The organism is Leclercia tamurae (assembly GCF_025566055.1).
Taxonomy (GTDB): Bacteria; Pseudomonadota; Gammaproteobacteria; order Enterobacterales; family Enterobacteriaceae; genus Enterobacter; species Enterobacter tamurae.
Map to the genome: position 1 here is coordinate 65,309 of NZ_JAMHKS010000069.1, position 23,840 is coordinate 89,148.

A 23,840-nucleotide genomic window follows, 5' to 3' on the forward strand; every position below is an offset into this window, starting at 1 on the left:
AACCGCCGCCAGAAAGAATCGATTGAGAGGAATGAATGACCAAAGAAATGCAAACTTTAGCTTTAGCCCCTGTTGGTAACCTGGAGTCTTACATCCGGGCTGCGAACACCTGGCCGATGTTGACGGCCGAGGAAGAAAAGGAGCTCGCTGAAAAGCTGCATTACCAGGGCGATCTGGAAGCAGCTAAGACGCTGATCCTGTCACACCTGCGCTTTGTTGTTCACGTTGCTCGTAACTACGCGGGCTACGGCCTGCCGCAGGCGGATTTGATTCAGGAAGGCAACATCGGCCTGATGAAGGCGGTGCGTCGCTTCAACCCGGAAGTGGGTGTGCGTCTGGTCTCCTTCGCCGTGCACTGGATCAAAGCGGAAATCCACGAATACGTGCTGCGTAACTGGCGTATCGTGAAGGTCGCAACCACTAAAGCTCAGCGTAAACTGTTCTTTAACCTGCGTAAAACCAAGCAGCGTCTGGGCTGGTTTAACCAGGATGAAGTCGAGATGGTTGCCCGCGAGCTGGGCGTTTCCAGCAAAGATGTGCGCGAGATGGAATCCCGTATGGCCGCGCAGGATATGACCTTTGATATGTCCTCTGACGATGATGCGTCAGACAGCCAGCCGATGGCCCCGGTCCTCTATCTGCAGGATAAATCGTCTAACTTTGCCGACGGCATCGAAGACGACAACTGGGAAGAGCAGGCCGCCAACAAGCTGACCTTCGCAATGGAAGGCCTCGACGAGCGTAGCCAGGATATTATCCGTGCCCGCTGGCTGGACGAAGACAACAAGTCCACCCTGCAGGAGCTGGCCGACCGCTACGGCGTCTCCGCTGAACGTGTGCGTCAGCTTGAGAAGAACGCCATGAAAAAACTTCGCGCTGCTATCGAAGCCTAATCCCCGCGAAGTACCCCGATAACCCTCGAATGCAAATTCGGGGGTTTTGTTTTTTTAGCGCCCGTCGGGCGTTTTCCCCCCTGCCGGCAAACACTTACCCCTGTGTTGTGCGCTGACTCGTTAAAGCCTCCCTTACCTTATATACATTTCAAAATAGCTATTCCAAATAGATAAAAATGGGGTATGTTTTAGCAGAGTATGCTGAAAAGGCGCGCACGGCAGACGCATAATCGAAATAAAGCGCCATAAAACAACATCACAACAAACACAATAACCGTCACAATGGGGATTCTCAGGATGAATATGAAGGGCAAAGCCTTACTGGCAGGATGTATCGCGCTGGCATTCAGCACCATGGCTCAGGCTGATATCAAAGTGGCCGTGGTTGGCGCCATGTCCGGTCCGGTAGCGCAGTACGGCGACCAGGAGTTTACCGGCGCAGAACAAGCGGTTGCCGACATTAATGCCAAGGGCGGTATCAAAGGCGAAAAGCTGCAGATCGTAAAATATGATGATGCCTGTGACCCGAAACAAGCGGTTGCGGTAGCCAACAAAGTGGTCAACGACGGCATCAAATACGTGATCGGCCACCTGTGCTCCTCTTCCACGCAGCCTGCGTCTGACATCTACGAAGACGAAGGCATTCTGATGATCACCCCTGCTGCCACTGCGCCGGAACTGACCGCCCGTGGCTACAAGATGGTAATGCGTACCACTGGCCTGGACTCTGACCAGGGCCCAACCGCCGCGAAATATATTGTTGATAAAGTGAAGCCGCAGCGTATCGCTATTGTCCATGACAAGCAGCAGTACGGTGAAGGCCTGGCGCGTTCCGTGCAGGACAACCTGAAAAAATCCAACGCCAACGTGGTGTTCTTCGACGGTATCACCGCCGGTGAGAAAGATTTCTCTACCATGGTGGCGCGTCTGAAGAAAGAGAACATCGACTTCGTCTACTACGGTGGTTACCACCCGGAGATGGGTCAGCTCCTGCGTCAGGCGCGTGCTGCCGGTCTGAAAACCCAGTTCATGGGCCCGGAAGGGGTGGCGAACGTGTCGCTGTCTAACATCGCTGGTGAATCGGCTGAAGGCCTGCTGGTCACCAAACCGAAGAACTACGACCAGGTTCCAGCCAACAAACCGATCGTAGACGCGATCAAAGCCAAGAAACAGGATCCAAGCGGCGCATTCGTCTGGACTACCTACGCCGCACTGCAAACCCTGCAGGCGGGTCTGAATCAGTCTGCTGAACCAGCTGAGATTGCGACCTGGCTGAAAGCCAACTCCGTAGAGACCGTGATGGGGCCGCTGTCATGGGATGAGAAGGGCGATCTGAAAGGCTTCGAGTTCGGCGTGTTCGACTGGCATGCTAACGGTACCGCGACCGACGCAAAATAATTTTCCCGTCGCCTTTCGCGCCGCAGGTGCGTTGGCTGCGTTATTCAACCCCGGTCACTTACTTATGTAAGCTCCCGGGGATTTCATAACTTGCCGCCTTCCTGCAACACGAAATGCTTGGGAAAATGCTGCGGAGAATTCAGGCCGGGTAAGGCGAAGCCGCCACCCGGTTTTTTTACTGCTTTTCCCACCCATTACTTTGCGCCGTAAACCCCAGCGCCTGCATAAACGCTGCCATCACGCCCCGGTCTTCCACGCCGATATCCGCCATCCACCACGAGGCCACGCTCGGGTTATCGCGCATCACCTCTTCGATCAAATATTGCCCTACGCCGCGACGGCGGGTGACCTCGCGCACGCGCAGGGAGTCCAGCGCCCCTTGCGTACCGCTCAGCGTTACCCGCACCGCCCCTAACAGCCGCTCGTTAAAGCGCGCTGCATAAATACGGTGTGTTTCATCAACGGTGAGTGAGGAGGGGGAATATTCCGGCCAGATCTTGTTGAGGTCGATATGATCCTGGTCGCTAAAGTTCTCCAGACGGTGGATGGTCAGTTTCATTAGCCGCGTGTCCAAATCAAAAAGAGTAGGGGCAGTGTACTCAATTTATTTAGCCAGACGCTTCCACTTTTTAAATCCATTCCCCAGGTGATTGCTTTTTTAGCAGAGAAAAGCGCAGCCAGAAAACGCAGGGATCGAAAAATAAGCAGAATATTAACCTGAATGGCAGTGATTTATTCCGCTTATTGTCCCGTTATTTTATGCTGCAAACTGCACTTTTATTTGTTTATCTCTGCCAGATTTCAGAATATTATCTTTGCTTAATAGCCTGAAATATAGAGATTTTAGTCTGGTTTTAGGCAAAAAACCTCGCTAAACCATTAAAGGCAATAGCAAAAGTTGCGTTGTTTAATAAAAGTACAGAATGCTTTTTAACCATAATAAAACAAAATATATACATCACGTCACGAATGGGGATTCACAGATGAAAAGGAACGCGAAAACTATCATCGCGGGGATGGTTGCACTGGCGATCACCCATACCGCTGCGGCGGAAGATATTAAAGTTGCCATTGTTGGGGCCCTCTCCGGCCCGGTTGCCCAGTGGGGCGATATGGAGTTCAACGGCGCGCGCCAGGCCATTAAAGACATCAACGCCAAGGGCGGCATCAAGGGCGACAAACTGGTCGGCGTGGAATATGACGATGCCTGCGACCCGAAACAAGCCGTCGCCGTCGCCAACAAAATTGTTAACGATGGCATTCAGTATGTGATTGGCCATCTCTGCTCCTCCTCCACCCAGCCTGCGTCTGATATCTACGAAGACGAAGGCATCCTGATGATCACGCCAGGGGCCACTAACCCGGAACTGACCCAGCGCGGCTATCAGTACATCATGCGTACCGCCGGGCTCGACTCCTCGCAGGGGCCAACCGCAGCGAAGTACATCCTCGACAGCGTCAAGCCGCAGCGTATCGCTATCATTCACGATAAGCAGCAGTACGGCGAAGGGCTGGCCCGCTCGGTGCAGGATGGCCTGAAAAAAGGCGGCGCCAACGTGGTCTTCTTCGACGGCATCACCGCGGGCGAAAAAGATTTCTCGGCGCTGCTGGCCCGTCTGCAGAAAGAGAACATCGACTTTGTTTACTACGGTGGCTACTACCCGGAAATGGGCCAGATGCTGCGCCAGGCCCGCTCTGTCGGTCTGAAAACCCAGTTTATGGGGCCGGAAGGGGTCGGTAACGCCTCGCTGTCGAACATTGCCGGCGACGCGGGTGAAGGCATGCTGGTGACGATGCCAAAACGCTATGACCAGGATCCGGCTAACGCTGCTATCGTCGACGCCCTGAAAGCAGAGAAAAAAGACGCGAGTGGTCCGTACGTCTGGATCACCTATGCCGCCGTGCAATCTCTGGCGACCGCCATGGATCGTACCGGCAGCAAAGCGCCGCAGGATCTGATTAAAGATTTAAAAGCACACGGGGCAAACACCGTGATTGGGCCGCTGAACTGGGATGAGAAAGGCGATCTGAAGGGATTTGAGTTTGGTGTCTTTAAGTGGCACGCCGACGGTTCATCCTCGGTCGCCAAATAATCATTATCCCACCGCCCGGCATGACCGGGCGGGAATAGAAAGGTTACCTTATGTCCGAGCAGTTTCTCTATTTCCTGCAGCAGATGTTTAACGGCGTGACGCTGGGAAGCACCTATGCACTGATCGCCATCGGCTACACGATGGTGTACGGCATTATCGGCATGATCAACTTCGCCCACGGCGAGGTGTACATGATCGGCAGTTATGTCTCCTTTATGATTATCGCCGCGCTGATGATGATGGGGATCGACAGCAGCTGGCTGCTGGTGGCCGCCGGGTTTGTCGGGGCGATTATCATTGCCAGCGCCTATGGCTGGAGTATCGAGCGGGTAGCCTATCGCCCGGTGCGTAGCTCCAAGCGCCTGATCGCGCTGATCTCCGCCATCGGGATGTCCATCTTCCTGCAAAACTACGTCAGCCTGACCGAAGGGTCGCGCGATGTGGCGCTGCCAAGCCTGTTCAACGGCCAGTGGATTGTTGGCGCCAGCGAGAACTTCTCGGCGTCGATTACTACCATGCAGCTGGTGATCTGGATTGTGACCTTCCTCGCCATGCTGGCGCTGACCATTTTCATTCGTTACTCCCGCATGGGCCGCGCCTGCCGCGCCTGCGCGGAAGATCTGAAGATGGCGAGCCTGCTTGGCATTAACACCGACCGCGTGATCGCCCTGACCTTTGTGATTGGTGCGGCGATGGCGGCGGTTGCGGGCGTGCTGCTCGGTCAGTTCTACGGCGTAATCAACCCGTACATCGGCTTTATGGCCGGGATGAAAGCCTTTACCGCCGCGGTGCTGGGCGGGATCGGCAGTATTCCGGGGGCGATGATCGGCGGCCTGATCCTCGGCGTGGCCGAAGCCCTCTCCTCTGCCTACCTGAGTACCGAATATAAAGACGTGGTCTCCTTCGCGCTGCTGATTCTGGTGCTGCTGGTGATGCCGACCGGTATTCTGGGCCGTCCGGAGGTAGAGAAAGTATGAAACCGATGCATTTTGCCATGGCGCTGCTTTCGGCGGTCATGTTCTTCGTGCTGGCGGGCGTCTTTATGGGCGTTCAGCTGGAGCTGAGCGGCACCAAACTGGTGGTGGATGTCGCGTCTGATATCCGCTGGCAATGGGTATTTGTCGGTACGGCGGTGGTCTTCTTCTTCCAGCTGCTGCGACCGATTTTCCAGAAGACACTGAAAAACGTCTCCGGGCCGAAGTTTGTGCTGCCGGCCATCGACGGCTCGACCATCAAACAGAAGCTGTTCCTCGTGGCGCTGCTGGTGGCGGCTGTGGCCTGGCCGTTTATGGTTTCACGCGGGACGGTGGATATCGCCACCCTGACCATGATTTATGTGATCCTCGGTCTGGGTCTGAACGTGGTGGTGGGCCTGTCCGGCCTGCTGGTGCTGGGCTACGGCGGTTTCTACGCCATCGGCGCTTACACCTTCGCCCTGCTGAACCACTATTACGGCCTCGGCTTCTGGACCTGTCTGCCGCTGGCGGGACTGGTCTCTGCCGCCGCCGGTTTCCTGCTTGGCTTCCCCGTGCTGCGCCTGCGCGGTGACTACCTGGCGATTGTGACCTTAGGCTTCGGCGAAATCGTCCGTATCCTGCTGCTCAACAATACCGAAGTGACCGGCGGTCCGAACGGTATCAGCCAGATCCCGAAACCGACCTTCTTTGGCCTGGAGTTCAGCCGTTCCGCGCGTGAAGGCGGCTGGGATACCTTCAGCAACTTCTTTGGTATCAAGTACGACCCGTCCGACCGTGTGATCTGGCTCTATCTGGTGGCCCTGCTGCTGGTGGTCATCACCCTGTTCGTGATTAACCGCCTGCTGCGTATGCCGCTGGGCCGTGCGTGGGAAGCTCTGCGTGAAGATGAGATCGCCTGTCGCTCCCTGGGCCTGAACCCGACCCGCATCAAGCTGACTGCCTTTACCATCAGCGCCGCGTTTGCCGGTTTCGCCGGGACGCTGTTTGCCGCGCGTCAGGGCTTTGTCAGCCCGGAATCCTTCACCTTTGCGGAATCCGCTTTCGTGCTGGCGATTGTGGTGCTCGGCGGGATGGGCTCGCAGTTCGCGGTTATTCTCGCGGCGATCCTGCTGGTGGTCTCCCGTGAGCTGATGCGTGACTTCAACGAATACAGCATGCTGATGCTGGGTGGTCTGATGGTACTGATGATGATCTGGCGTCCGCAGGGCTTGCTGCCGATGACCCGTCCACAGCTGAAACTGAAAAACGGGCAAGCGAAAGGAGAGCAGGCATGAGTCAGCCATTATTATCCGTTAACGGCCTGATGATGCGTTTTGGCGGCCTGCTGGCGGTCAACAACGTCTCGCTGGATCTGCATCAAAAAGAGATCGTCTCCCTGATCGGCCCGAACGGCGCGGGTAAAACCACGGTGTTCAACTGCCTGACCGGCTTCTATAAGCCGACGGGCGGCACCATCATGCTGGGTGATAAACATCTGGAAGGGCTGCCGGGCCAGCAGATTGCCCGCATGGGCGTGGTGCGTACCTTCCAGCATGTGCGTCTGTTCCGCGAGATGACGGTGATTGAGAACCTGCTGGTGGCGCAACATCAGCAACTGAAAACCGGGCTTTTCGCCGGTCTGCTGAAAACCCCGGCGTTTCGCCGGGCGCAGGATGAAGCATTAGATCGCGCCGCCACCTGGCTCGACCGTATCGGTCTGCTGCCACACGCCAACCGTCAGGCCAGCAACCTGGCCTATGGCGACCAGCGTCGTCTGGAGATTATCCGCTGCATGGTGACCCAGCCGCAGATCCTGATGCTCGACGAACCGGCGGCAGGGCTGAACCCGAAAGAGACCAAAGAGCTGGACGAGCTGATTGTCGAGCTGCGTGACCATCACGACACCACCATCCTGCTGATTGAGCATGATATGAAGCTGGTGATGGGCATTTCTGACCGCATCTACGTAGTAAACCAGGGCACGCCGCTGGCGAACGGTACGCCGGAAGAGATTCGCAACAACCCGGACGTGATCCGCGCATACCTTGGTGAGGCATAAGATGGAAAAAGCGATGTTAACGTTCGACAAGGTCAATGCGCATTACGGCAAGATCCAGGCTCTGCACGACGTCAGCCTGCACATCAATCAGGGGGAAATTGTGACCCTGATCGGGGCCAACGGCGCGGGGAAAACCACCCTGCTCGGCACCCTGTGCGGCGACCCGCGCGCCTCCAGCGGGCGTATCGTCTTTGATGGTAAAGACATTACCGACTGGCAGACGGCGAAAATCATGCGCGAAGCGGTGGCGATTGTCCCGGAAGGGCGTCGCGTCTTCTCACGCATGACGGTGGAAGAGAACCTGGCGATGGGCGGCTTCTTTGCCGAGCGCGAGCAGTTCCAGACCCGCATCAAGCGCGTGTATGACCTGTTCCCGCGCCTGTTTGAGCGTCGTATTCAGCGGGCGGGCACCATGTCCGGTGGGGAGCAGCAGATGCTGGCGATCGGCCGCGCGCTGATGAGCCAGCCGCGTCTGCTGCTGCTGGATGAACCTTCGCTCGGGCTGGCGCCGATCATTATTCAGCAAATTTTCGACACCATCGAACAGCTGCGTAGCGAAGGGATGACCATCTTCCTCGTGGAGCAGAACGCCAACCAGGCGCTGAAGCTCGCCGATCGCGGCTACGTGCTGGAGAACGGTCGTGTGGTGCTGGAAGATACCGGCGACGCGCTGCTGGCTAACGAAGCGGTGCGGAGTGCGTATTTAGGCGGTTGAGCCGTCTGTATTGCCCGGTGGCGCTACGCTTACCGGGCCTACGGGCCGGGTAAGGCGAAGCCGCCACCCGGCTTTTTTTGGCCGCCCCTCCTTCACATTTCCATCATCCCCCTGACGCCTTGCTGTCACATCTCTGTAAACAAACGGTTATTTTTCTGTAATTCGCGCATGTCATGTTACCTCGCGAGCAGAAAACGCGTGATATCGCGCATCCGGCACAATAAGAGAGATGACAATGACATCGTTACGACACACAGCTTTGGGTCTGGCAATGGGTCTGGTTTTTGCGGGCAACGCAATGGCCGTCACCACTATTCCGTTCTGGCATTCCATGGAAGGGGAGTTGGGTAAAGAAGTTGACTCCCTGGCGCAGCGTTTCAACGACACCCACCCGGATTACAAAATTGTGCCGGTGTACAAAGGTAACTACGAGCAGAGCCTGAGCGCCGGTATCGCCGCGTTCCGTACCGGCAACGCCCCGGCGCTGCTGCAGGTTTACGAAGTGGGCACCGCTACCATGATGGCCTCCAAAGCCATCAAGCCGGTGTACGAAGTGTTCAAGGACGCGGGCATCAACTTCGACGAATCCCAGTTTGTGCCGACCGTCTCCGGGTACTACACCGACTCCAAAACCGGGCACCTGCTTTCTCAGCCGTTTAACAGCTCCACCCCGGTGCTCTACTACAACAAAGACGCCTTCAAGAAAGCCGGCTTAGATCCTGAGCAGCCACCAAAAACCTGGCAGGATCTGGCCGCGTACACCGCCAAACTGAAAGCGGCGGGCATGAAGTGCGGCTACGCCAGCGGCTGGCAGGGTTGGATCCAGATCGAGAACTTCAGCGCCTGGCACGGTCAGCCTGTTGCCACCGAGAACAACGGCTTCGACGGCACCGATGCGGTACTGGAGTTCAACAAGCCGGAGCAGGTGAAGCACATCGCGCTGCTGCAGGAACTGAACAAGAAGGGCGATTTCAGCTACTTCGGGCGTAAAGACGAATCCACCGAGAAGTTCTACAGCGGTGATTGCGCCATCACCACTGCCTCATCCGGCTCGCTGGCGGATATCCGTCACTACGCCAAATTCAACTACGGTGTGGGCATGATGCCGTACGACGCCGACTCGAAAGGCGCGCCGCAAAACGCCATCATCGGCGGGGCCAGCCTGTGGGTGATGCAGGGCAAAGACAACACCACCTACAAAGGCGTGGCGGAGTTCCTCGACTTCCTGGCGAAACCAGAAAACGCCGCCGAATGGCACCAGAAGACCGGCTACCTGCCGATCACCAAAGCCGCATATGACCTGACCCGCCAGCAGGGCTTCTATGACAAGAACCCGGGGGCAGATATCGCCACGCGTCAGATGCTGAACAAGCCACCGTTGCCGTACACCAAAGGCCTGCGTCTGGGCAACATGCCGCAGATCCGTACCGTCGTGGATGAAGAGCTGGAAAGCGTGTGGACCGGTAAGAAAACCCCACAGCAGGCGCTGGATTCTGCGGTAGAGCGTGGCAACCAACTGCTGCGCCGCTTCGAGCAGTCGACCAAATCGTAATGTGAAATGCCGGGTGGCGGCTTCGCCTTACCCGGCCTACGCGAACCTGTAGGCCGGATAAGCGTAGCGCCATCCGGCGCTGTTCAGGAACTCAATCCCCATGTCATCTTCCCGTCCGGTGTTCCGTTCCCGTTGGCTGCCGTACCTGCTGGTCGCGCCGCAACTGGTCATCACCGTTATCTTCTTTATCTGGCCTGCGGGCGAAGCGCTGTGGTACTCGGTGCAGAGCGTCGATCCGTTCGGGCTCTCCAGCCAGTTCGTCGGCCTGGATAACTTCGCCGCCCTGTGGCACGACAGCTACTACCTCGACGCCTTCTGGACGACGATCAAATTCAGCACCCTGGTCACCGTCAGCGGCCTGCTCGCCTCGCTGTTCTTCGCCGCGCTGGTGGATTACGTGGTGCGCGGCAGCCGTCTGTATCAGACCCTGATGCTGCTGCCCTACGCCGTGGCTCCTGCGGTCGCCGCAGTGCTGTGGATCTTCCTGTTTAACCCTGGCCGCGGGCTGATCACCCACTTCCTCGGCGAGTTCGGCTACGACTGGAACCATGCCCAGAACAGCGGCCAGGCGATGTTCCTGGTGGTGTTCGCTTCGGTGTGGAAGCAGATCAGCTATAACTTCCTGTTCTTCTTTGCCGCGCTGCAGTCTATTCCGCGTTCGCTGGTGGAAGCCGCCGCGATTGACGGTGCAGGCCCGGTCCGCCGCTTCTTTAAGCTTTCGCTACCGCTGATCGCCCCGGTGAGTTTCTTCCTGCTGGTGGTCAACCTGGTCTACGCCTTCTTCGACACCTTCCCGGTGATTGACGCCGCCACCGCGGGCGGCCCGGTACAGGCCACCACCACGCTGATCTACAAGATCTACCGCGAAGGCTTTGCCGGTCTGGATCTCTCGGCCTCTGCCGCCCAGTCGGTGGTGCTGATGTTCCTCGTCATCATCCTCACGGTGGTGCAGTTCCGCTATGTCGAAAGTAAGGTGCGCTACCAATGATTGAGAACCGTCGCGGGCTGACGATTTTCAGCCACACCATGCTGATCCTGGGCATTCTGGTGATCCTGTTCCCGCTGTACGTGGCTTTTGTCGCCGCCACGCTGGACCGCAACGCCATCTTTGAAACCCCGATGACGCTGATCCCGGGCGGCCATCTTTTCGAGAACATGGCGACCATCTGGACCCAGGGCGTGGGGGTGAACAGCGCGCCGTTCTGGCTGATGATGCTCAACAGCTTCATCATGGCGTTTGGCATAACCGTCGGCAAAATCACGGTGTCGATGCTCTCGGCCTTCGCCATCGTCTGGTTCCGCTTTCCGCTGCGCAACCTGTTCTTCTGGATGATCTTTATCACCCTGATGCTGCCGGTGGAGGTGCGTATTTTCCCGACGGTGGAGGTGATCGCCAACCTCGGCATGCTCGACAGCTACGCGGGCTTAACCCTGCCGCTGATGGCCTCGGCCACCGCTACCTTCCTGTTCCGCCAGTTCTTTATGACCCTGCCGGACGAGCTGATTGAGGCCGCGCGCATTGACGGTGCCTCACCGATGCGCTTTTTCCGCGACATCGTGCTGCCGCTGTCCCGCACCAACCTCGCGGCGCTGTTCGTCATCACCTTTATCTACGGCTGGAACCAGTACCTGTGGCCGCTGCTTATCGTGCAGGAGGTCAATCTCGGCACCGCCGTGGCGGGCATCAAGGGGATGATTTCAACCGGCGAAGGCACCACCCTCTGGAACCAGGTGATGGCGGCGATGCTGCTCACCCTTATCCCACCCGTAGTCATTGTTTTAGCCATGCAGCGTGCATTTGTCCGCGGCCTGGTCGATAGCGAGAAATAAAATGGCAGGTTTAAAACTTCAGGCAGTCACCAAAAGCTGGGATGGCAAAACCCAGGTCATTCAGCCGTTAACGCTCGACGTGGCGGACGGGGAATTTATCGTGATGGTCGGTCCGTCGGGCTGCGGCAAATCGACCCTGCTGCGGATGGTCGCCGGGCTCGAGCGCGTCACCTCGGGGGATATCTGGATTGACCGCCAGCGCGTCACCGAGATGGAGCCGAAAGACAGGGGCATCGCGATGGTGTTCCAGAACTACGCCCTCTACCCGCACATGAGCGTGGAGGAGAACATGGCCTGGGGGCTGAAAATCCGCGGGATGGGTAAAAGCCACATCGACGAGCGCGTCAAAGAGGCGGCGCGGATTCTGGAGCTGGACGGCCTGCTGAAGCGCCGCCCGCGTGAACTCTCCGGCGGCCAGCGTCAGCGCGTGGCGATGGGCCGCGCCATCGTGCGTGACCCGGCGGTGTTCCTGTTTGATGAACCCTTGTCTAACCTCGACGCCAAACTGCGCGTGCAGATGCGCCTCGAGCTACAGCACCTGCACCGTCGCCTGAAAACCACCTCCCTGTACGTGACCCACGATCAGGTGGAGGCCATGACCCTCGCCCAGCGGGTGATGGTGATGAACAAAGGCATTGCCGAGCAGATTGGCACCCCGGTGGAGGTGTATGAAAAGCCCGCCAGCCGCTTTGTGGCGAGCTTTATCGGCAGCCCGGCCATGAACCTGCTGGAGGGGCGCATCAGCGCTGCGGGTACCCATTTTGAGCTGGAGAGCGGCATGGCGCTGCCGATCAACTGGTTCTATCGCGGCTACGCTGGACGCAAAATGACGCTGGGTATCCGCCCGGAACATATTGCGTTAAGCTCCCAGTCGGAAGGCGGGGTGCCGCTGGTGATGGACACCCTCGAGATGCTGGGTGCCGATAATCTGGCGCACGGACGCTGGGGCGAGCAGAAGCTGGTGGTGCGCATGTCGCATCAGGAGCGCCCGCAAGCGGGCAGCACGCTGTGGCTGCATCTGCCGGAAAATCGTCTGCACTTATTCGATGGTGAAACAGGACAACGCGTATGAGTAACTGGCCTTATCCCCGCATCGTCGCCCACCGGGGCGGCGGTAAACTGGCCCCGGAGAACACCCTGGCGGCGATTGACGTCGGGGCGCGCTACGGCCACACGATGATCGAGTTCGACGCCAAGCTCTCTCAGGATGGGGAGATCTTCCTCCTGCACGATGACAACCTCGAGCGCACCAGTAACGGCTGGGGCGTAGCAGGTCAATTGCCGTGGCGCGATCTGCTGAAGGTGGATGCCGGGAGCTGGTTTGGCAAGGAGTTTAAAGGCGAGCCACTGCCGCTGCTGGCCGAGGTGGCCGACCGCTGCCGGAAGCACGGGATGATGGCCAATATCGAAATCAAACCGACCACCGGCACCGGGCCGCTCACCGGTAAAGTCATTGCGCTGGCGGCACGCGAGCTGTGGGAAGGGATGACGCCTCCGCTGCTGTCGTCGTTTGAGATTGACGCGCTGGAAGCGGCGCAGGCTGCAGTGCCCGAGCTGCCGCGGGGTTTGCTGCTGGATGAGTGGCGTGAAGACTGGCGGGAATTAACGACCCGGCTGGGCTGCGTGTCGATTCACCTCAACCATCGTCTGCTGGATGAGGCGCGAGTGAAGGCGATAAAGGCCGCCAGCCTGCATATTCTGGTCTATACCGTTAACCAGCCCCAGCGGGCAGCGGAACTGCTGCGCTGGGGCGTGGATTGCATCTGTACCGATGCGATTGCCCTGATTGGTCCGGACTTCCAGCCCTAAGGGTTATTCAGCATAGAGCCGTTCTGCTGCTGCGGCAGCATATGTTGCTGCTGCACACCGCCCGACGACTCTACGCCGCTAAGCATCCCGCCGCTGGTGTTAGGCAGAACCTGCACCCCCGGCTGGCTCTGCTGAACCCGCAGGGTGTTGTTGTTCATCTGCGTTTGCAGATGCTGCTGCTGGACGCGAGTCTGCGTCTGCAGCTGCTGATTGAGCATCCCTGTCTGCTGCTGCTGCTGGATCATCATCTGATTTTGCATCCGCTGCTGGCTGGGGTTCTGGTACCCCGGCTGGTTTGGGTTGTTCAGGGTATTGATGGGTTGCGCGAGCACGGCAAACGGCAGTAACGCCGCAACAAGAATTAGTCGTTTCATTGTTACTCCCTCCTTCTGAGGCCTCCTCTAAGTTTACCTCCAATCCCGCACTACGATGATTTTTTAAGAGTTATGAACCAGGCTTAAGCGGGAGCATGAGTCCCTGTACCTGGAGAATAACAATGATCAAACCAACGTTTTTACGCTGGGTAGCGATTGCTGCCCTGACGGCAGGCGGTACGTTTGGCGTGGCAGCAAATCCGCCTGCCGCACCCCCGGTATCCTATGGTGTGGAAGAAGATGTGTTCCATCCCGTGCGGGCGCAAAAGGGGATGGTCTCTTCGGTGGATGCCCTTGCCACTCAGGTGGGGGTGGATATCCTCAGGCAGGGCGGTAATGCGGTGGATGCGGCGGTGGCGGTGGGCTATGCGCTGGCGGTGACGCACCCGCAGGCGGGTAACCTCGGCGGCGGCGGCTTTATGATGCTGCGGACCAAAGATGGCGTGACCACGGCGATCGACTTCCGTGAAATGGCGCCGTCCCAGGCCACGCGCGACATGTTCCTCGACGACCAGGGTAACGCCGACAGTAAAAAATCTCTCACCTCCCATCTGGCGACCGGCACGCCGGGTACGGTCGCGGGCTTCTCGCTGGCGCTGGATAAGTACGGCACCCTGCCGCTGAACAAAGTGGTGCAGCCGGCGATCAAGCTGGCGCGCGACGGCTTTGAGGTCAACGACGCCCTGGCTGACGATCTAAAAACCTACGGCAGCGAAGTGCTCCCCAACCATGAGAACAGCAAAGCGATCTTCTGGAAGGAGGGCGAGCCGCTGAAGAAGGGCGACAAGCTGGTGCAGACCAACCTCGCCAAAAGTCTGGAGATGATTGCCGAGAACGGCCCGGATGCCTTCTATAAAGGGACGATTGCCGATCAGATTGCCGAAGAGATGAGTAAGAACGGCGGGTTGATCACCAAAGCCGATCTTGCCGAATACAAAGCGGTGGAGCGTACGCCGATTAGCGGGGACTATCGCGGGTATCAGGTCTACTCCATGCCACCGCCGTCTTCCGGCGGGATCCACATCGTGCAGATCCTCAATATCCTCGAAAACTTCGATCTGCATAAGTTCGGTTTCGGCAGTGCCGATACCATGCAGGTAATGGCCGAGGCGGAAAAATATGCCTACGCCGACCGCTCGGAGTATCTGGGCGACCCGGATTTCGTCAAGGTGCCGTGGCAGGCGCTGACCAATAAAGCCTATGCCAAAACCCTGGCCGATCAGATCGATATCAACAAAGCTAAACCCTCAAGCGAGATCCGCCCGGGCAAACTGGCGCCGTATGAGAGCAACCAGACCACCCACTTCTCGGTGGTGGATAAAGACGGTAACGCGGTGGCGGTCACCTATACGCTGAACACCGTGTTTGGTACCGGGATCGTGGCAGGCAACAGCGGCATTCTACTCAATAACGAGATGGATGATTTCTCCGCCAAACCGGGCGTGCCGAACGTCTACGGGCTGGTGGGCGGGGATGCCAACGCCGTCGGGCCGAAGAAGCGTCCGCTGTCGTCGATGTCACCGACCATCGTGGTGAAAGACGGCAAAACCTGGCTGGTAACCGGCAGCCCTGGCGGGAGCCGCATTATCACCACCGTGCTGCAGATGGTGGTCAACAGCATCGACTACGGGATGAACGTGGCAGAGGCCACCAACGCGCCGCGCTTCCATCACCAGTGGCTGCCGGATGAGCTGCGGGTGGAGAAGGGCTTTAGCCCGGATACCCTGAAACTGCTGGAGCAGCGCGGGCAAAAAGTGGTGGTGAAAGAGGCGATGGGCAGCACCCAGAGCATTATGGTTGGGCCGGATGGCGCGCTGTATGGCGCATCGGATCCGCGGTCGGTGGATGATTTGACGGCAGGATATTAAACCTTTTACCTCTCCCCAATGGGGAGAGGTATCCATGCTTACTTGATGCGCGCCATAAAGTGCGCATCGACAAACTCACCGTTACGCAGGGCGAACTTCTTCCCGGTGCCTTCCACCACAAATCCGTACTTGCGATACAGGGCGATGGCAGAGGCGTTGTCGACAAACACCGTCAGCTCGATACGCTCAATTCGCAGCCAGTTGTCGCACAGGTTGATCATCTCACGCATTAACGCGCTGCCCGCGCCGCGGCCCTGCACCTCGGCTGACACACCAATTCCGAACGTCGCCACATGGCTGCGGCGTGGATTTTCCATCACGTCCAGCACCAGATGCCCGATAACCTGTCCGTCCAGGCAGGCAACCAGATGACGTCTGCCCGGCTTTTGCATCACGCGTTCTTTCCACATGTCCATCGCAGGATGAGGAAGTTGTAGAGTGTCGTGATAAACCCCTGGATGGGCATTCAGCAGGCGTAAAGCTTCGGCATCGGCGGCTTCAACGTGGCGTATCACTATCTCACTCATTCCTTCTTCCTCAGTTAGTTAGGTTCCCTTTCAACATCCATGAGTTTGAAATGTGAGTCAACAAGCATTTTTTGCAAAAAATCAGTAGACAAGTGCGAATGAGAATGATTATTATTGTCTTGCCTTCAGGAGAACCGACACGGGAACCTGAAAGCACGACATTGCTCACATTGCTTCCAGTATTATTTTAGCCAGCTTATCGCTGGCTTTTTTTTTGCCCTACAGCTTTTGCAGCGGCACGAGATCGAGCGGGTCTGGCGCGCTCTCTTTCATCAGGCCCACCACGTTGGTCTTTTCCGCGACGGCGGGTAACACCTCTGCCTGGCCGGAAAACAGCCCGCCTTTTTTCACCGCCAGGGTGCGGTAGGCAAGGGTTCCGGTGACCTGGCCGTTCTCGCAGATTTCAATCACATCGCTGCTGCACTGGCCGAGCACCTTGCCATCAACGATCAGCTCCCGGCAGGTGATATTTCCCTCCACCTGACCCCCACGCATAATCTTGATCAGGCTCTCTTTGGAGTCGATATTGCCGATAAGCGTCCCGTGAACGTAGACATGACCACCGGAAACGATATTGCCTTCAAACCGCACATCGCTGGCGATAACGGTGGTGCCGTGTTTCTCCGTGGCGGTGGGCTCTTTTTCAATGACGGGCACCGGGGGAAGGATGAGTTCTGGCTTGCCAGCCTCGGGGGTTTTGCTCTTTTTAAACATGATCTTAACCTGATTGAGTAGAAGGGAGATGCCAAAGCTCAGCAAAGAGACTGCAGCGAACAGCCACGTCAGGAAGAGGGCGCCTGAGCACCAGGCGACCAGCGCGAGCAGCCAGAAGAGAAGGGCGCTATTTAACGCGAGATATTTTCTGTCCATAGAAAATGAGCGCGACTCCTTTCGCGAGCAGGGGGATTTGGCCGTCTTCTTATCCTGGTAATTTCACCCAGGATCAAGCTTTCGACCGCCATTTTAGGATTCGTTATAGAAATATATTTCGCCGCCAGGTTGCGCTATGGTTGAAAGCAGAGACCTAAGCCAGGAAAACCACTATGACACTACACTGCGCATTTATTGGATTTGGCAAAAGCACCACCCGCTATCACCTTCCGTACGTTCTCACCCGTAAAGCCAGCTGGCATGTGGCGCACATCTTCCGCCGTCACCCGAAGCCGGAAGAGCAGTCACCGCAGTACTCCCATATTCATTTCACCAGCGATCTCGATGAGGTGCTGAACGACCCTGAGGTCAAGCTGGTGATCGTCTGCACGCACGCCGACAGCCACTTTGAGTATGCGAAACGCGCCCTGGAAGCCGGGAAAAACGTGCTGGTGGAAAAACCCTTCACCCCGACGATGGCCGAGGCGAAAGAGCTGTTCGAACTGGCCCGCAGCAAAGGGCTGACCGTCAGCCCGTATCAGAACCGTCGCTTTGATACCTGCTTCCTGACTGCTAAACAGGCGATTGAGAGCGGCAAGCTGGGCGAGATCGTCGAGTTCGAAAGCCACTTCGATTACTACCGCCCGGTGGCAGAGACCAAACCCGGCCTGCCGCAGGATGGCTCTTTCTATGGCCTGGGTGTGCACACTATGGATCAGGTCATCAGCCTGTTCGGCCGTCCGGACCATGTGGCCTACGACATTCGCAGCCTGCGCAATAAAGCCAACCCGGACGATACCTTTGAAGCTCAGCTATTCTACGGCGACCTCAAGGCGATCGTCAAAACCAGCCATCTGGTGAAGACCGACTACCCGAAATTCATCGTCCATGGCACCAGAGGCTCGTTTATCAAGTACGGCATCGACCAGCAGGAGACCAGCCTGAAGGCCAACATCATGCCGGGTGAACCAGGATTTGCGGCAGATGCATCCGTGGGCGTGCTGGAGTATGTCAACGACGCGGGGGTGACGGTGAAAGAGGAGATCAAACCGGGCACCGGCGACTACGGACAGGTCTACGATGCGCTGTATGAGACCCTCACAAAAGGTACCCCTAATTACGTCAAGGAAATTGAAGTGATGACCAATCTGGAAATCCTTGAACGGGCCTTTGAACAGGCCTCACCTGCCACGGTAACCCTTGCCAGATAAGCCTGAACGACTCCTCTGTGCTTGTTCAGTTATTTTGAACAGAGGAGTCAATTTTCACCCTCTATGATCCCAGGTCGATTGCGTCCACACTTACTCCATCGAAACGAACTGAGGGTAAAAACAATGATCTTCTTACGCAAAGCAAACGACCGCGGTCACGCAAATCATGGTTGGCTGGACTCATGGCATAGCTTCTCGTTTGCCGATTATTATGACCCGAACTTTATGGGTTTCTCGGCACTGCGAGTCATTAACGATGACGTGATCGATGCCGGTCAGGGCTTTGGTACCCACCCGCATAAAGACATGGAAATCCTGACCTATGTGCTGGAAGGCGCCGTTGAGCACCAGGACAGCATGGGCAACAAAGAGCAGGTTCCGGCGGGTGAGTTCCAGATTATGACGGCGGGTACCGGGGTGCGTCACTCCGAATACAACCCAAGCAAAACCGACCGTCTGCGTCTGTACCAGATCTGGATCATTCCGGAAGAAAAAGGCATTACCCCGCGCTACGAGCAACGTCGTTTTGACGCCGAGCAGGGGAAACAGCTGGTACTGTCACCGGATGCCCGTGACGGCTCGCTGAAAGTGCACCAGGACATGGAGCTTTACCGTTGGGCGCTGGCGAAAGACGAGCAGTCTGTGCATCAGATCGCCGCGAACCGCAAAGTGTGGATCCAGGTGGTGAAAGGCGAAGTGACCATCAACGGCACCAAAGCGACCACCAGCGATGGTCTGGCCATCTGGGATGAGCAGGCGATCTCCGTGCATGCCGACAGCGCCGCTGAGATTCTGCTGTTCGACCTGCCGCCGGTCTAAATAAATAACCAGCCTTCCCCATTCCCAGGGGAAGGTTGGCCTTTGTCCGTGATAAACTGAGGGAATCTATCACTACCGGTTTCTCTCAGGACGATGAAAAAGAAAAGACCCGTACTTCAGGATGTAGCCGATCGCGTCGGTGTGACTAAAATGACGGTCAGCCGTTTCTTACGTAACCCGGAACAGGTTTCCGTGGCGTTACGTGGCAAGATTGCCGCTGCTCTTGATGAACTGGGTTATATCCCCAACCGCGCCCCCGATATTCTCTCCAATGCCACCAGCCGTGCGGTAGGCGTCCTGCTCCCCTCCTTAACTAACCAGGTCTTTGCGGAAGTGCTCCGCGGCATCGAAAGCGTCACCGACGCCTTTGGCTATCAGACCATGCTCGCTCACTACGGCTACAAACCGGAACTGGAAGAGGAACGTCTGGAGTCGATGCTCTCCTGGAACATTGACGGCCTGATTCTCACCGAACGCACCCACACCGCCCGCACCCTGAAGATGATCGAGGTGGCAGGTATTCCGGTGGTCGAGCTGATGGACAGCCAGTCGCCTTGCCTCGACATCGCCGTCGGGTTCGATAACTTCGAAGCTGCCCGCCAGATGACGGCGGCGATTATCGCCCGCGGTCATCGCCATATCGCCTATCTTGGCGCACGTCTGGATGAACGTACTATCATCAAACAGAAGGGATACGAGCAGGCGATGCTCGACGCCAACTTAACGCCCTACAGCGTGATGGTAGAGCAGTCCTCTTCCTACACCTCCGGCATTGAGCTGATGCGTCAGGCCCGTCGCGAGTACCCGCAGCTTGACGGTATCTTCTGTACCAACGATGACCTCGCGGTCGGCGCCGCCTTTGAGTGCCAGCGTCTGGGGCTTTCTATCCCGGGTGATATGGCGATTGCCGGTTTCCACGGCCACGACATCGGTCAGGTCATGGAACCGCGTCTGGCGAGCGTTCTGACGCCGCGTGAGCGCATGGGCCGTATCGGTGCGGAACGCCTGCTGGCGCGCATTCGTGGTGAGGCGGTGACGCCTAAGATGTTAGATTTAGGTTTCACATTGTCACCGGGTGGATCGATTTAACCTGACAAGTTTGAACTAGCTCACACTTATTCACTTCGCACACGTTTGGATATTGCTTCTCGTCAGCCCCGGCAGGACAATGTTACCGATAACTGTTACCCGTAACAATCGACTGAGGGACATACCTTGAGCACCACAAATCCAGATCACCACGTTTATGTCCTGATGGGCGTTTCCGGTAGCGGTAAATCTGCCGTTGCCAGCGAAGTGGCGCATCAAATCCATGCCGCGTTTCTTGATGGTGACTTTCTCCATCCGCGCAGCAACATCACCAAGATGGCCTCTGGCGAGCCGCTGAACGACGACGATCGTAAGCCGTGGCTGCAGGCTTTGAATGATGCCGCCTTTGCTATGCAGCGCACCAACAAAGTGTCGCTGATCGTCTGCTCCGCGCTGAAAAAGACCTACCGCGACCAGCTGCGTGAAGGCAACGCTAATCTCTCCTTTATCTACCTGAAGGGCGATTTCGACGTGATCGAAACCCGTCTGAAAGCGCGTAAAGGCCATTTCTTCAAAACCCAGATGCTGGTGACGCAGTTCGAAACCCTGCAGGAACCGGGCGCGGATGAAAGCGATGTCCTGGTCGTGGATATCGATCAGCCGCTGGACGGTGTTGTTGCCAGCACCATTGAGGTCATTAATAAAAGGCAGTAAGTTTTGAGTACGTTAACGCTTGTTTTAACAGCAGTCGGCTCCGTGCTGTTGCTGCTGTTTTTGGTGATGAAGGCCCGTATGCACGCCTTCGTTGCTTTGATGGTGGTATCTATTGGTGCAGGTCTCTTTTCCGGAATGCCGCTCGACAAAATCGCCGCGACCATGGAAAAGGGGATGGGGGGCACGCTAGGCTTCCTGGCCATTGTCGTCGCCCTTGGCGCGATGTTTGGCAAAATCCTGCATGAAACCGGCGCGGTCGATCAGATCGCCGTCAAAATGCTGAAATCATTCGGCCACAGCCGGGCGCACTATGCGATTGGTCTGGCCGGTCTGATCTGCGCGCTGCCCCTGTTCTTCGAGGTGGCGGTGGTGCTGCTGATTAGCGTGGCCTTCTCCATGGCGCGCCATACCGGTACTAACCTGGTGAAGCTGGTTATTCCTCTGTTTGCCGGTGTGGCAGCAGCGGCGGCCTTTCTACTGCCAGGGCCTGCGCCGATGCTGCTGGCTTCCCAGATGCACGCTGACTTTGGCTGGATGATCCTGATTGGTCTCTGCGCCGCGATCCCGGGCATGCTGATCGCCGGTCCGCTGTGGGGCAACTTCATCAGCCGCTACGTTGAGCTGCACATTCCTGACGACATTACCGAGCCGCACCTGGGCGAGGGCAAAATGCCGTCGTTCGGCTTCAGCCTCGCGCTGATCCTGCTCCCGCTGGTGCTGGTGGGGCTGAAAACTATCGCTGCGCGCTTTGTGCCGGTCGGTTCAAGCGCTTACGAGTGGTTTGAGTTTATCGGCCATCCGTTCACCGCGATCCTGGTCGCCTGTCTGGTTGCCATTTATGGCCTGGCGATGCGTCAGGGTATGGCGAAGGACCGGGTGATGGAGATCTGCGGCGCGGCGTTGCAACCGGCAGGGATTATTCTGCTGGTGATCGGTGCGGGTGGGGTGTTCAAGCAGGTGCTGGTGGATTCTGGCGTCGGCCCGGCACTGGGCGAAGCGCTGACCGGAATGGGCCTGCCAATTGCGGTCACCTGTTTCGTGCTGGCTGCGGCGGTGCGTATCATTCAGGGCTCCGCGACCGTGGCCTGTTTAACCGCCGTCGGGCTGGTGATGCCGGTGATTGAGCAGCTGAATTACTCCGGCGCGCAGATGGCAGCGCTGTCTATCTGTATCGCGGGTGGGTCGATTGTGGTGTCCCACGTTAACGATGCGGGCTTCTGGCTGTTCGGTAAATTCACCGGTGCCAGCGAAGCGCAAACCCTCAAAACCTGGACGATGATGGAAACCATCCTCGGCACCACCGGGGCGATTGTCGGGATGATTGCGTTTACGCTGCTGAGCTAGTAGCAGTGCCCGGCGGCGCGTTGCTTGCCGGGCCTACAAAACCTCGAACCGTAGGTCGGGTAAGCGCAAGCGCCACCCGGCTTTTTTACAGCAGCACGACACCCTCATCTGTACGCAGCCAGCGCGGCGCTTTCAGCGTATCGCTGTATAATCCCACCAGATCTTGCAGCAAATCGCCTGCTACTCTCTCGTCATTTTCTGACAGCGAATGATTCAACAGCAATTGTGTTACCAGTTGGCAATAGCGCCCAAGCTGATCCACTTCCGGTTCGAAAACGGGCACGTTCAGTGGCAGATCATCCACCGTCAGGCTCTCTTTCAAATGGTCAGGCACAGGGTCCAGAAGCGTTGACTGAAGCAGGGTAAGGCAGGCAGAAAGCCGTCCACACAGTGCAATCTTTTGTATCGGTTCGTTGCACTCAACGAGCATCTCAACAAACCGCTCGCAGTTGTCTGCCAGCTCGGTGAAATCGGTGTTGTGATTAAAGGGAATGGTTAGTAAAGAGTGAGAAAAGCCAGGGGTAGTAGTCATAAGACAGCCTCCAATGAGTGATTTTTTTCACCACCGAAGGGACCAACCTTACTGGTGGTGAACTGAACGGAGTTGGTCCTACCGGCCTCATCGGATACCGGCGCACCTTACGGCGCCACCGTCCAGCCCACCATTGAGGTGTAATTGGCTGCGCGATAAAAAGTTCTTTTATCACGGATGAGGATAACAGAGGACCAACCCTGACGCCTGATTTTGCAGGCGCAACAAGAAGATACTGCTCTATCGATCGGGTAGCAAGACAGATAATTCAGGCTCTGGAAGGCTGCTCGCAGAACATGAAATTAATCATACAGCGAAGCAGATAGTCAGGAGAATGTAGGGCTGGCAGCGATATCCTGGTCCGGCTGAAAATCGCCGAAGCGTTTCCGGAAGGCCGGGGCGAGGCGCATGGACGCGCCGAGAGGGCATAGCCTGCATGGATGCAGGCTGGTGCCCGACCCGAAAGCCTGGAGGAATAAGCTGAGGGTATCGCGTAGCGACGATTTTCTTGCCGGTAGCCCGGGTCGCCAGGGTGGTGGCGATTGAGCCACCCTGGCCCGTTCACCGGTTCGGCAGCAACAGAGAAGCAAGGAACGTAAGGTGAACGGAACTACCACTGATGCCAGTATATTTCCCTAACCCTTCACCCCTTCACCCCTTCATCCACGCCCTAATCCCATCCAGGAACATCTGCGTCGCCATCATCACCAGAATCAATCCCATCAGCCGCTCCAGCGCATTGACCCCTTTCTCCCCCAGCAGGCGTAAAAACAGCGACGACTGCAGCAGGATGATAAAGGTCCCGCCCCAGGCAATCAGCAGGGCAATCACCAGATGGCTCATCTGGTTCGGGTACTGGTGCGACAGCAGCATCAGCGTCGCCAGAATGGTCGGCCCGGCGACCAGCGGGATCGCCAGCGGCACAATAAACGGCTCTTCCCCCGCTGGCAGGCCGCTGCTGCTGCCTTCGCTGCTCGGGAAAATCATTTTGATGGCAATCAGGAACAGAATAATCCCGCCGGAGATGGAGACCGTTTCAGCGCGTAAATTCAGGAACGCGAGGATCTTTTCGCCGGCAAACAGGAAGATAAACATTACCAACAGGGCGATGAGCAGCTCGCGGATCATGATCGCCCGACGGCGCTTCGGCTCGGTGTGCTTCAGCACCGACATGAAGATAGGCAGATTTCCGAGTGGATCCATAATTAGGATCAATAAAACAGCGGCGGAAATGATTTCACTCATCG

24 protein-coding genes are annotated in these 23,840 nt (G+C 57.3%); 18 read left to right on the top strand and 6 right to left on the bottom strand.

Annotation, left to right across the window (positions count from 1 at the left end; all coding sequences use genetic code 11):
• The first annotated feature begins 35 nt into the window (after nt 1-35).
• Together rpoH and M8318_RS07070 are read left to right on the top strand one after the other, a co-directional pair.
• Nucleotides 36-893 (top strand): RNA polymerase sigma factor RpoH, encoded by an 858-nt coding sequence (gene rpoH / locus M8318_RS07065; protein WP_106995256.1) that lies wholly within the window; start codon nt 36-38, stop codon nt 891-893.
• A gap of 297 nt (nt 894-1,190) precedes the next feature.
• Entirely contained in the window at nt 1,191-2,291 is a 1,101-nt protein-coding gene (locus M8318_RS07070; RefSeq protein WP_106995255.1) for a branched-chain amino acid ABC transporter substrate-binding protein, read from the top strand.
• Between the two features lie 175 nt (nt 2,292-2,466).
• Here the strand turns inward: M8318_RS07070 and panM are convergent, their stop codons facing one another.
• Nucleotides 2,467-2,850 carry an aspartate 1-decarboxylase autocleavage activator PanM gene (panM, locus tag M8318_RS07075; RefSeq protein ID WP_225760041.1) on the bottom strand — a complete coding sequence of 128 codons (384 nt, stop codon included), beginning with the start codon at nt 2,848-2,850 and terminating at the stop codon, nt 2,467-2,469.
• A gap of 424 nt (nt 2,851-3,274) precedes the next feature.
• Here panM and livK point away from each other — a divergent pair, with 424 nt between their 5' ends.
• The 10 genes from livK (at nt 3,275) to ugpQ (ending at nt 13,305) form a co-directional block, all read left to right on the top strand.
• The gene (livK, locus tag M8318_RS07080; RefSeq protein ID WP_262661693.1) at nt 3,275-4,384 is read left to right on the top strand and encodes a high-affinity branched-chain amino acid ABC transporter substrate-binding protein LivK; all 1,110 of its coding nucleotides are present in this window, start codon (nt 3,275-3,277) and stop codon (nt 4,382-4,384) included.
• Nucleotides 4,385-4,434: 50 nt separating this feature from the next.
• Entirely contained in the window at nt 4,435-5,361 is a 927-nt protein-coding gene (livH, locus tag M8318_RS07085; RefSeq protein ID WP_106995250.1) for a high-affinity branched-chain amino acid ABC transporter permease LivH, read from the top strand.
• Complete coding sequence (locus tag M8318_RS07090) at nt 5,358-6,635, top strand: high-affinity branched-chain amino acid ABC transporter permease LivM (protein WP_262661695.1); 1,278 nt, start codon at nt 5,358-5,360, stop codon at nt 6,633-6,635. The genes livH and M8318_RS07090 overlap by 4 nt, the downstream gene beginning before the upstream one ends.
• A complete protein-coding gene (gene livG, locus M8318_RS07095) occupies nt 6,632-7,399 on the top strand; it encodes a high-affinity branched-chain amino acid ABC transporter ATP-binding protein LivG (RefSeq protein ID WP_262661697.1) in 768 nt (255 codons plus the stop codon). Before M8318_RS07090 ends, livG begins: the two co-directional genes overlap by 4 nt.
• Nucleotide 7,400: 1 nt before the next feature.
• Nucleotides 7,401-8,114, top strand: a complete 714-nt coding sequence (livF, locus tag M8318_RS07100) for a high-affinity branched-chain amino acid ABC transporter ATP-binding protein LivF (protein ID WP_106995247.1) — start codon at nt 7,401-7,403, stop codon at nt 8,112-8,114.
• Between the two features lie 235 nt (nt 8,115-8,349).
• Nucleotides 8,350-9,666 carry a sn-glycerol-3-phosphate ABC transporter substrate-binding protein UgpB gene (gene ugpB / locus M8318_RS07105; protein WP_262661700.1) on the top strand — a complete coding sequence of 439 codons (1,317 nt, stop codon included), beginning with the start codon at nt 8,350-8,352 and terminating at the stop codon, nt 9,664-9,666.
• A gap of 100 nt (nt 9,667-9,766) precedes the next feature.
• A complete protein-coding gene (ugpA, locus tag M8318_RS07110) occupies nt 9,767-10,654 on the top strand; it encodes a sn-glycerol-3-phosphate ABC transporter permease UgpA (protein ID WP_106995245.1) in 888 nt (295 codons plus the stop codon).
• Nucleotides 10,651-11,496 carry a sn-glycerol-3-phosphate ABC transporter permease UgpE gene (gene ugpE, locus M8318_RS07115; RefSeq protein WP_262661702.1) on the top strand — a complete coding sequence of 282 codons (846 nt, stop codon included), beginning with the start codon at nt 10,651-10,653 and terminating at the stop codon, nt 11,494-11,496. The genes ugpA and ugpE overlap by 4 nt, the downstream gene beginning before the upstream one ends.
• A gap of 1 nt (nt 11,497) precedes the next feature.
• A complete protein-coding gene (locus tag M8318_RS07120) occupies nt 11,498-12,568 on the top strand; it encodes a sn-glycerol-3-phosphate import ATP-binding protein UgpC (RefSeq protein ID WP_262661703.1) in 1,071 nt (356 codons plus the stop codon).
• Nucleotides 12,565-13,305 (top strand): glycerophosphodiester phosphodiesterase, encoded by a 741-nt coding sequence (gene ugpQ, locus M8318_RS07125; RefSeq protein ID WP_262661705.1) that lies wholly within the window; start codon nt 12,565-12,567, stop codon nt 13,303-13,305. The genes M8318_RS07120 and ugpQ overlap by 4 nt, the downstream gene beginning before the upstream one ends.
• On the opposite strand, the gene M8318_RS07130 is transcribed toward ugpQ, so the two are convergent.
• Nucleotides 13,302-13,679, bottom strand: coding sequence for a DUF2756 family protein (locus tag M8318_RS07130; protein ID WP_106995241.1), 378 nt, complete (start codon nt 13,677-13,679; stop codon nt 13,302-13,304). The genes ugpQ and M8318_RS07130 overlap by 4 nt on opposite strands.
• Nucleotides 13,680-13,801: 122 nt before the next feature.
• Between M8318_RS07130 and ggt the strand changes: the two genes are divergently transcribed.
• Nucleotides 13,802-15,547 (top strand): gamma-glutamyltransferase, encoded by a 1,746-nt coding sequence (ggt, locus tag M8318_RS07135; protein ID WP_262661707.1) that lies wholly within the window; start codon nt 13,802-13,804, stop codon nt 15,545-15,547.
• Nucleotides 15,548-15,585: 38 nt separating this feature from the next.
• On the opposite strand, the gene yhhY is transcribed toward ggt, so the two are convergent.
• Together yhhY and M8318_RS07145 are read right to left on the bottom strand one after the other, a co-directional pair.
• On the bottom strand, nt 15,586-16,074 hold the full coding sequence (gene yhhY, locus M8318_RS07140) for an N-acetyltransferase (protein ID WP_225760048.1): 489 nt from the start codon (nt 16,072-16,074) through the stop codon (nt 15,586-15,588).
• A gap of 219 nt (nt 16,075-16,293) precedes the next feature.
• Nucleotides 16,294-16,944, bottom strand: coding sequence for a bactofilin family protein (locus M8318_RS07145; RefSeq protein ID WP_262661709.1), 651 nt, complete (start codon nt 16,942-16,944; stop codon nt 16,294-16,296).
• A gap of 173 nt (nt 16,945-17,117) precedes the next feature.
• Between M8318_RS07145 and M8318_RS07150 the strand changes: the two genes are divergently transcribed.
• From M8318_RS07150 to gntU, 5 genes are all read left to right on the top strand, one after another.
• Entirely contained in the window at nt 17,118-18,155 is a 1,038-nt protein-coding gene (locus M8318_RS07150) for an oxidoreductase (protein WP_262661710.1), read from the top strand.
• A 123-nt stretch (nt 18,156-18,278) separates the two neighbouring features.
• Nucleotides 18,279-18,974: a pirin family protein gene (locus M8318_RS07155; RefSeq protein ID WP_106995237.1), complete on the top strand. Its 696-nt coding sequence runs from the start codon at nt 18,279-18,281 to the stop codon at nt 18,972-18,974.
• A gap of 93 nt (nt 18,975-19,067) precedes the next feature.
• Nucleotides 19,068-20,063, top strand: coding sequence for a gluconate operon transcriptional repressor GntR (gene gntR, locus M8318_RS07160; RefSeq protein ID WP_106995236.1), 996 nt, complete (start codon nt 19,068-19,070; stop codon nt 20,061-20,063).
• Between the two features lie 126 nt (nt 20,064-20,189).
• Nucleotides 20,190-20,717 (top strand): gluconokinase, encoded by a 528-nt coding sequence (gntK, locus tag M8318_RS07165; RefSeq protein WP_039032525.1) that lies wholly within the window; start codon nt 20,190-20,192, stop codon nt 20,715-20,717.
• Between the two features lie 3 nt (nt 20,718-20,720).
• Nucleotides 20,721-22,061 (top strand): gluconate transporter, encoded by a 1,341-nt coding sequence (gntU, locus tag M8318_RS07170; RefSeq protein WP_262661713.1) that lies wholly within the window; start codon nt 20,721-20,723, stop codon nt 22,059-22,061.
• An 85-nt stretch (nt 22,062-22,146) separates the two neighbouring features.
• On the opposite strand, the gene M8318_RS07175 is transcribed toward gntU, so the two are convergent.
• The gene (locus M8318_RS07175) at nt 22,147-22,593 is read right to left on the bottom strand and encodes a hypothetical protein (RefSeq protein ID WP_262661714.1); all 447 of its coding nucleotides are present in this window, start codon (nt 22,591-22,593) and stop codon (nt 22,147-22,149) included.
• Between the two features lie 651 nt (nt 22,594-23,244).
• Entirely contained in the window at nt 23,245-23,838 is a 594-nt protein-coding gene (locus M8318_RS07180) for a YhgN family NAAT transporter (protein WP_032614883.1), read from the bottom strand.
• Nucleotides 23,839-23,840: the final 2 nt, after the last annotated feature.

Bases quoted from the DNA above. Each gene is read 5' to 3' on its own strand.
- ugpQ (WP_262661705.1), top strand. From the start codon at position 12,565: ATGAGTAACTGGCCTTATCCCCGCATCGTCGCCCACCGGGGCGGCGGT.
- M8318_RS07155 (WP_106995237.1), top strand. From the start codon at position 18,279: ATGATCTTCTTACGCAAAGCAAACGACCGCGGTCACGCAAATCATGGT.
- panM (WP_225760041.1), bottom strand. From the start codon at position 2,850: ATGAAACTGACCATCCACCGTCTGGAGAACTTTAGCGACCAGGATCAT.
- livF (WP_106995247.1), top strand. From the start codon at position 7,401: ATGGAAAAAGCGATGTTAACGTTCGACAAGGTCAATGCGCATTACGGC.
- M8318_RS07145 (WP_262661709.1), bottom strand. From the start codon at position 16,944: ATGGACAGAAAATATCTCGCGTTAAATAGCGCCCTTCTCTTCTGGCTG.
- livG (WP_262661697.1), top strand. From the start codon at position 6,632: ATGAGTCAGCCATTATTATCCGTTAACGGCCTGATGATGCGTTTTGGC.
- M8318_RS07070 (WP_106995255.1), top strand. From the start codon at position 1,191: ATGAATATGAAGGGCAAAGCCTTACTGGCAGGATGTATCGCGCTGGCA.
- ggt (WP_262661707.1), top strand. From the start codon at position 13,802: ATGATCAAACCAACGTTTTTACGCTGGGTAGCGATTGCTGCCCTGACG.
- ugpE (WP_262661702.1), top strand. From the start codon at position 10,651: ATGATTGAGAACCGTCGCGGGCTGACGATTTTCAGCCACACCATGCTG.
- M8318_RS07130 (WP_106995241.1), bottom strand. From the start codon at position 13,679: ATGAAACGACTAATTCTTGTTGCGGCGTTACTGCCGTTTGCCGTGCTC.
- M8318_RS07090 (WP_262661695.1), top strand. From the start codon at position 5,358: ATGAAACCGATGCATTTTGCCATGGCGCTGCTTTCGGCGGTCATGTTC.
- M8318_RS07180 (WP_032614883.1), bottom strand. From the start codon at position 23,838: ATGAGTGAAATCATTTCCGCCGCTGTTTTATTGATCCTAATTATGGAT.
- gntR (WP_106995236.1), top strand. From the start codon at position 19,068: ATGAAAAAGAAAAGACCCGTACTTCAGGATGTAGCCGATCGCGTCGGT.
- rpoH (WP_106995256.1), top strand. From the start codon at position 36: ATGACCAAAGAAATGCAAACTTTAGCTTTAGCCCCTGTTGGTAACCTG.
- yhhY (WP_225760048.1), bottom strand. From the start codon at position 16,074: ATGAGTGAGATAGTGATACGCCACGTTGAAGCCGCCGATGCCGAAGCT.
- livH (WP_106995250.1), top strand. From the start codon at position 4,435: ATGTCCGAGCAGTTTCTCTATTTCCTGCAGCAGATGTTTAACGGCGTG.
- M8318_RS07175 (WP_262661714.1), bottom strand. From the start codon at position 22,593: ATGACTACTACCCCTGGCTTTTCTCACTCTTTACTAACCATTCCCTTT.
- livK (WP_262661693.1), top strand. From the start codon at position 3,275: ATGAAAAGGAACGCGAAAACTATCATCGCGGGGATGGTTGCACTGGCG.
- ugpA (WP_106995245.1), top strand. From the start codon at position 9,767: ATGTCATCTTCCCGTCCGGTGTTCCGTTCCCGTTGGCTGCCGTACCTG.
- M8318_RS07120 (WP_262661703.1), top strand. From the start codon at position 11,498: ATGGCAGGTTTAAAACTTCAGGCAGTCACCAAAAGCTGGGATGGCAAA.
- ugpB (WP_262661700.1), top strand. From the start codon at position 8,350: ATGACATCGTTACGACACACAGCTTTGGGTCTGGCAATGGGTCTGGTT.
- M8318_RS07150 (WP_262661710.1), top strand. From the start codon at position 17,118: ATGACACTACACTGCGCATTTATTGGATTTGGCAAAAGCACCACCCGC.